The sequence below is a fragment of the Acinetobacter sp. RF14B genome (genome assembly GCF_006864105.1).
Taxonomy (GTDB): Bacteria; Pseudomonadota; Gammaproteobacteria; order Pseudomonadales; family Moraxellaceae; genus Acinetobacter; species Acinetobacter lwoffii_C.
Genome location: NZ_SMTB01000117.1, coordinates 1 through 6,178 on the forward strand (window position 1 = coordinate 1; position 6,178 = coordinate 6,178).

At 43.3% G+C, this 6,178-nt stretch carries 6 protein-coding genes; 1 reads left to right on the forward strand and 5 read right to left on the reverse strand.

Annotated elements, in window-relative coordinates; all coding sequences use genetic code 11:
- The coding region (locus E2K52_RS13005; RefSeq protein WP_151205478.1) for a GspE/PulE family protein at positions 1-1,011 on the forward strand (1,011 nt) is incomplete at its 5' end.
- Positions 1,012-1,564: 553 nt separating this feature from the next.
- On the opposite strand, the gene E2K52_RS13010 is transcribed toward E2K52_RS13005, so the two are convergent.
- The 5 genes from E2K52_RS13010 to E2K52_RS13030 form a co-directional block, all read right to left on the reverse strand.
- Complete coding sequence (locus tag E2K52_RS13010; protein WP_151205479.1) at positions 1,565-1,990, reverse strand: organic hydroperoxide resistance protein; 426 nt, start codon at positions 1,988-1,990, stop codon at positions 1,565-1,567.
- 115 nt (positions 1,991-2,105) lie between these two features.
- Entirely contained in the window at positions 2,106-2,933 is an 828-nt protein-coding gene (locus E2K52_RS13015; RefSeq protein WP_151205480.1) for a carbon-nitrogen hydrolase family protein, read from the reverse strand.
- Between the two features lie 20 nt (positions 2,934-2,953).
- Positions 2,954-3,472 (reverse strand): anti-anti-sigma factor GigB, encoded by a 519-nt coding sequence (gigB, locus tag E2K52_RS13020; RefSeq protein ID WP_151205481.1) that lies wholly within the window; start codon positions 3,470-3,472, stop codon positions 2,954-2,956.
- A 420-nt stretch (positions 3,473-3,892) separates the two neighbouring features.
- Positions 3,893-4,861: an RsbU family protein phosphatase GigA gene (gene gigA / locus E2K52_RS13025; RefSeq protein WP_151205482.1), complete on the reverse strand. Its 969-nt coding sequence runs from the start codon at positions 4,859-4,861 to the stop codon at positions 3,893-3,895.
- Positions 4,862-4,965: 104 nt separating this feature from the next.
- Complete coding sequence (locus E2K52_RS13030) at positions 4,966-5,871, reverse strand: VacJ family lipoprotein (RefSeq protein WP_151205483.1); 906 nt, start codon at positions 5,869-5,871, stop codon at positions 4,966-4,968.
- Positions 5,872-6,178 lie beyond the last annotated feature (307 nt).

A 6,178-nucleotide genomic window follows, 5' to 3' on the forward strand; every position in this document is an offset into this window, starting at 1 on the left:
GCTCCTTTGCTGGTTTCCCGGATTAAAGTGATGGCCAAGCTGGATATTGCCGAAAAGCGCATTCCCCAGGATGGCCGTATTTCCTTACGTCTGGCAGGACGTGAAGTCGATGTTCGGGTCTCGACCTTGCCTTCGTCTTATGGTGAACGGGTGGTAATGCGTCTGCTGGATAAGCAGGCTGGCCGCCTCAATATGACCCATCTGGGCCTAATGAGTAAAGACTATGAGCGTTTAAAGACGCTGGTACATCGTCCGCATGGAATTATTCTGGTCACCGGCCCTACGGGTTCGGGTAAAACCACTACCTTATATGCCGCGCTGTCTGATCTGAATGATGGTTCTAAAAATATTCTGACCGCAGAAGACCCAGTAGAGTATCAACTGGAAGGGATTGGCCAGACTCAGGTCAATACCAAAGTTGATATGACTTTTGCCCGGGCTTTAAAAGCCATGCTGCGTCAGGATCCTGATGTGGTGATGGTCGGTGAAATTCGTGATCTGGAAACTGCAGAAATTGCGGTACAGGCCTCGCTTACCGGTCATCTGGTACTTTCCACATTACATACCAATACTGCAATTGGTGCCGTGACCCGTCTCAAAGATATGGGCATCGAACCATTTTTATTATCCAGCTCTTTAATTGGGGTGGTAGCTCAGCGGTTGGTTCGGACTTTATGTCCGCACTGCGCGACCTGGCAAGCAGCAGATAGTTTTGAAAAAGGTCTGTTTGAAAATATCGAGCATCCACAGGAATTAAAATTACCGCAACCGCAAGGCTGTGAACGCTGTGGCAATACCGGTTTTAGCGGGCGTACCGCGATTTATGAAATTGTACCGGTAGATGACCATATGCGCCGTTTGATTCATGGCAATGCCGCAGAATATGAACTGGAAAATTATGCACGCCAGCAGTCTGGCTCCATTCGGGATGATGGCTTGCGTAAAGTCTTGGCAGGGAAAACCACGATTGAAGAAGTGCTGCGTGTTACCAATGAAGCGGCGGAGTCATGAAAATACGCTTCTTTGTTTTTTAACATGCTTGAAGCTGTTAGAGCACTGATATTCTCAAAATGCAATTTGCAGAGTCTGTGCCAAGAAAAGGGGCACTCGTCCTTTCGCCGTTAAGCCATAAATATGATGAGGGATAGTGATAAAACCCCAATAAAACCTTAAAAGGGTATTATTTATTATTTTGAATAGGGTTAATGGGCTATTGACCTAAATTAATCTATGTTTCGATCAATTGCTTGTATCTAACCTAATGGATATGAAAGGAAACTCTTTTTAAAAAACTTGTTTTTCATGGGGGCATTTTTATTGACCATCCTTGAAAATAATGAAAAACCGACTTGAGAGCAAGCCGGTCTTTTTTGAATGGTTGTACTATATTCAGCTAAAGAAACTTATGGATAGTCAATCTTATGGTTTATTTTCAAGCTTTCTTTCCTCAATGTGCTGAATAAGTGGGCTAGAAAGAAAAGAGCATCTAATAAATATTATTCCATATGACGCCCGTTAATTTAATCCACATCAACATCTATCCAGATGAATGGTGGCTTGAAAATCAAACAATCACATTTAATACCACATCAATATTACCACGGGTGGCATTTGAATAAGGGCAGACAATATGTGCTGCATCTACCAGTTTTTGAGCTTCAGCTCGGTCCATGCCTTCTAAATGAATGTTTAAGGTCACTTCAATACCAAAGCCTGTTGGAATCGGACCAATGCCTACATCACCTTCAATATAGGCATCTTTACTGATATTAAGCTTGTCACGGTTCGCAACAAATTTCATTGCACCTAAAAAGCAGGCGGAATAACCTGCGGCAAACAGTTGTTCAGGGTTGGTGCCGCCACCTGGGCCGCCCATTTCTTTAGGCACTGCCAATTGTACATTCAGAATCTGATCATCTGTGGTGGCATGGCCATCACGACCACCCGTGGCTTTGGCATGTGCGGTATATACAGCTTTTTCTAATGACATGAGATGAATCCCTATTTATTTTAATAGAGCTTCTATACTCCCTAATTTCTGGCCAAGTATAAGAGGGATTTTGTTAATTTATGCAAGCAGTATGCGGTCAGGAGTTAAAACTCGCTTAGGAAAACTGCAATAATTTACGATGTTCGATGAGTGGCATGGCTTTCCGCACTTTGGCCTGTTCAGCCAGATCAAATTCGACCGTAATAATCTGTGCCCCTTCCGCATGTACCATATCCAGAAGTTGACCACGGCTATTTGCAGCTGCGCTATGCCCCCAGGTTTGACGTTTTTCGCCGTGCCAGCCTTGCTGTGCTGCACCTAGAACTGTACATTGGGTGTCCATGCCGCGTGCCTGTAATAATAACTGCCAGTGCATTTGTCCGGTGGTATAGGTAAAAGCAGAAGGTGCAGTCAAAATATTTGCGCCTTGGGCACGCAGCTTCAGGGCAAGTTCAGGAAAGCGCAGGTCATAACAGACCATCAGGCCGATATTTCCAAAAGGTGTTTGAGCCACAACTAATTCATCACCGGGTTCAAAGAACCTGGATTCCTGGTAGCCACCGACTGCATCACCCACCTGTACATCAAACAGGTGAATCTTGTCATAACGGGCTTCAGTCCGCTCCGGGCTGATACAGAGACTTACAGTACGTACCCGGCCATCTTCAATCACAGAACCATCAGGACGATAAGGGCAGGGTAAAGTTCCTGCGACAATCCAGATCTGATATTGCTGAGCAAGCTGCTCCAGACGCTGCTGGATTGCTTCAAACTGGGCTGCAGTTTCGCGCTGCTTTCCTGCGGCGAAACAGACGAAATTTTCAGGAAAGACAATCAGCTCTGCCCCTTGCGCTTTACTCTGTTGAATTAATGACTCGATTGCTGTGAAATTTTGTTCAATTTCATTTTGGGAATTCATTTGTGCAACAGAAACTAAAGTCATGGAGGCTCCTTATGGTCGGTTCATACCTTTTGTTCGGAAGTTTTATCTAAACTGTCTTGTTCTTTCTGTAACTGTTTGACCAGAGGTTCAAACATATTCTGGTTACTCTGATTTAGCTTCATTAAGGTCTTGTGGGCATCCAGAACAGTACTCAGCATCGCCTGATGGGTGATATGTTCTTCCATCAGGGCGCGCGTACATACATTTGAATCACCACAGTAATTCAGAATCACGAAAACCTGTCCCAAGCCCATACTATTGGCCAGAGTGGTAATATCCGAGTTGGTAGACAACATAACCGGCTGAATTTCATGGATTTGCTTGAGTTTCAGTCCTAACTTTGCCAAGACACCCAGTACAGTACTATCAATGAAGCTGGTTTCAGTCAGATCAACTATTGCACCAACCACGTTGTCTTGCTGTTCAAGTTTGTTCAGTAATTTATCTAGACTAATACAAGATTGAGCACGCACTTCGCCAATAAGCTTAAAAATATGCGTTCCATTCAAACTTGCATATTCAACATGACCTGTTGACATATAAATGCCATTTGCAGAGAAGGATATTAAATTATCCCATAGGGTACTTAGATACTCAAGTAGCCGAAAGTCCTGATTAAATTAAGTGCTTATAAAGCCTGTAAATATATTAGGCTGTGTTGATATTTCATAAATGGCTTGTGCTGTAAGCTAAAACTCAGCGGATGAGACATGAAACCAAGGAAATGAGGCTATTGCCAAGCTTCATAACGAAATTAGAGACAGCTTTTGCTGCATGACAAGCACAAAGCGTTGCTGTGTTTAAAGCGCAAAGATGAGTATATTTTCTGCTGCTATCTGGTGATGAGTGATTCATCTAGAATGACTAACTTTCCGGCCTGATGCCTTATGCCAGCTAAAAAAATCTTGCGAGATCTATCTCTTAGGTCGCAAACATAGGCGAAGTATCGACAGACCCTATTACTTGACCCTTATAAAACTCAGGAAAGCAATATCATCAGCGACATGTTCGGGTATTTCAAGTGATTGATTTTTAAGGTGGTGTAGAAGGTGGGTAAACTGTTCGTTCAGGCCGCCTTCAAAAGGTTCCAGAGCGCCATCGGAGCAGATGAAAAAGCGAGCATTACGGCTTAAGATATATTCATATTCTTCAACTTCCAGCTCTTCGGTCAGTCCCAGAGGAAAACTGCTGGTTGTAAAAATTTTAGGTTCCTGGTTGGGCTCAAGGATAATCGGCGGTGGATAATGTCCTGCACTGGACCATTTTAAGACATGAGTTTCAAGGTTCAGTACTCCAGCAATCATGGTGATATGTTTTTCAATATTTTCCTGAACCAGCATGCCATTGAGCTTTTTGATCAGCTCGCGAGGCGTTTTGGAGCGGCCATGAAAGGCAGCCATCCATGAGGTTAATAAACTGCTGGTGACACCATGTCCCGACACATCTGCCAGATAAAATAAGACCTCTTTATCGCTAATTTTCCAGTAATCATACCAGTCACCTGATAAATAGGCCGAAGGCTGAAAACAGGTTTCGACCTCATAATTAAGCAGTTCAATCGGATTGGGCAATAGGCGTTTTTGCAGTTCTGCGGCAGAAGGCAGATCACGGCTATCCTGGTTGCGTTTATATTGTGCATCAATTTTTTGTAGAGCGGGAAGTGGTTGTTCCGGCAGTTGGTTCCAGATCCATCCAGCCAAGGCACCCTGTTGCCAAGCCTGTGCCAGCGCAGTCCCTTCATGTTCCAGAGCCAAGACAATCGTTGGAAGATTCCACTGATAATGCAAATAATCATGTACATCAGCAATTGCAATAATCGTAGCATCATACAGCTCATGGTCATCCGGCAGAATGACTTGAACATGCGGAAGTGTCTCAAGAACCTGGTCCAGATAGGGAATATCACGAGTGGGTTGAATGAAATACATAGAGAGATGATTCGATCTTAGGGCTGTCTACTTAAGGTGTACTATAACAAGCAAATTATGGCTAGCGCACAGATTTCGCTAACCATTTAATTAAAATATCGGACTTAGAAGAGTTCGTTGGTGGTGTTGAATTCAGGCTCATTAAGAGACTCGTCTGCTGGGCCTTCATCATCAAAGTCATCCTCGAGAAAGAGAGACTCTTGCTCGGTACCCTTCTTTTCAGCAATGGCATAATTGGTTCGTTGCAAATAGATGTCACGAATCTGTGCATAACGATCACCTGTCAGCACACTTTCGACATCCAGATATTCGCTACGTGTATCAATACCGCGCCAGAACTGGTCGGCCCAGTACAAGCCATCATGATCTTCCAGCATATATTTTTGCGGACGCGCTTGACTGTCGGCTAATGTTCCAATCACGCCACGTACTGAACTTGGACCCAAAATAGGCAACATCAGATAAGGCCCAGAAGGAACACCGTAATATCCTAAGGTCGTTGCAAATTTCTCATCTTCATGAGTGAGACCTAAGCGACGTGCAGGATCTGCCAGACCTAAAGTGGTCAAGGTGTTAATGGTAAAACGGCCTAAAGATTTTGCTGCGTGTGCTGGGCGGCCTTGGATCAACTGGTTAACCGCATTCCAAGGTTCGCCTAAATTACTGCGAAAATGGGTGTAACTGCCACGAACTTCTTGAGGGAGCTTTTCTTTATACTGTACAGCTACCGGACGTACAATTGTACGGTCAATCGCATCATTAAATTGATATACCTTTCTGTTCCAGAATTGAAAAGGATCTTTTACTTCTTCTGCTTGAGCAGCAGTAGCATCTACTTTAAGCTGGCTTTGCAGATGATTGACCTTAGAAGAAATTTTGGCTCTTAAAGGGACTAGTGTAAAGGTGACAGATTCACTTTCCATCTCAAGCCCAGTATTTTCCTCAGCTGCAAAAGATGAACTAGAGGCCAAAGCGAGTAAACATAGAGATAAGTAAATTGAGCGATGCATAAGGAAAATCCCGAGGCCTTTTTCTGAGTATGGTGGCACTGTTCAACTAAAATAATAAACTGTATTGTCACGAATAGGAGGAATTTAAGCGAAATTGTATAGAAAATGAATTAAAACATCATAAATGGCTAAAAAAAAGACATGTAATTTAATTTTTTAAAAATAGGTGTTGCAAGCTCCCTGAAATGCTGTAGAATGCACATCCATCGGTAGTGATGAAGATTAAAACTTGTTAGGAAACAAGGATTTAGCACAAGGTGTTGAGTTTAGGTGTCTTGAATGAGTTTAAAAATAATCGGATTTACTG

Excerpts from the sequence above, each read along its gene's own strand:
- gigB (WP_151205481.1), bottom strand. The coding sequence starts at position 3,472 with ATGTCAACAGGTCATGTTGAATATGCAAGTTTGAATGGAACGCATATT.
- E2K52_RS13010 (WP_151205479.1), bottom strand. The coding sequence starts at position 1,990 with ATGTCATTAGAAAAAGCTGTATATACCGCACATGCCAAAGCCACGGGT.
- E2K52_RS13030 (WP_151205483.1), bottom strand. The coding sequence starts at position 5,871 with ATGCATCGCTCAATTTACTTATCTCTATGTTTACTCGCTTTGGCCTCT.
- E2K52_RS13015 (WP_151205480.1), bottom strand. The coding sequence starts at position 2,933 with ATGACTTTAGTTTCTGTTGCACAAATGAATTCCCAAAATGAAATTGAA.
- gigA (WP_151205482.1), bottom strand. The coding sequence starts at position 4,861 with ATGTATTTCATTCAACCCACTCGTGATATTCCCTATCTGGACCAGGTT.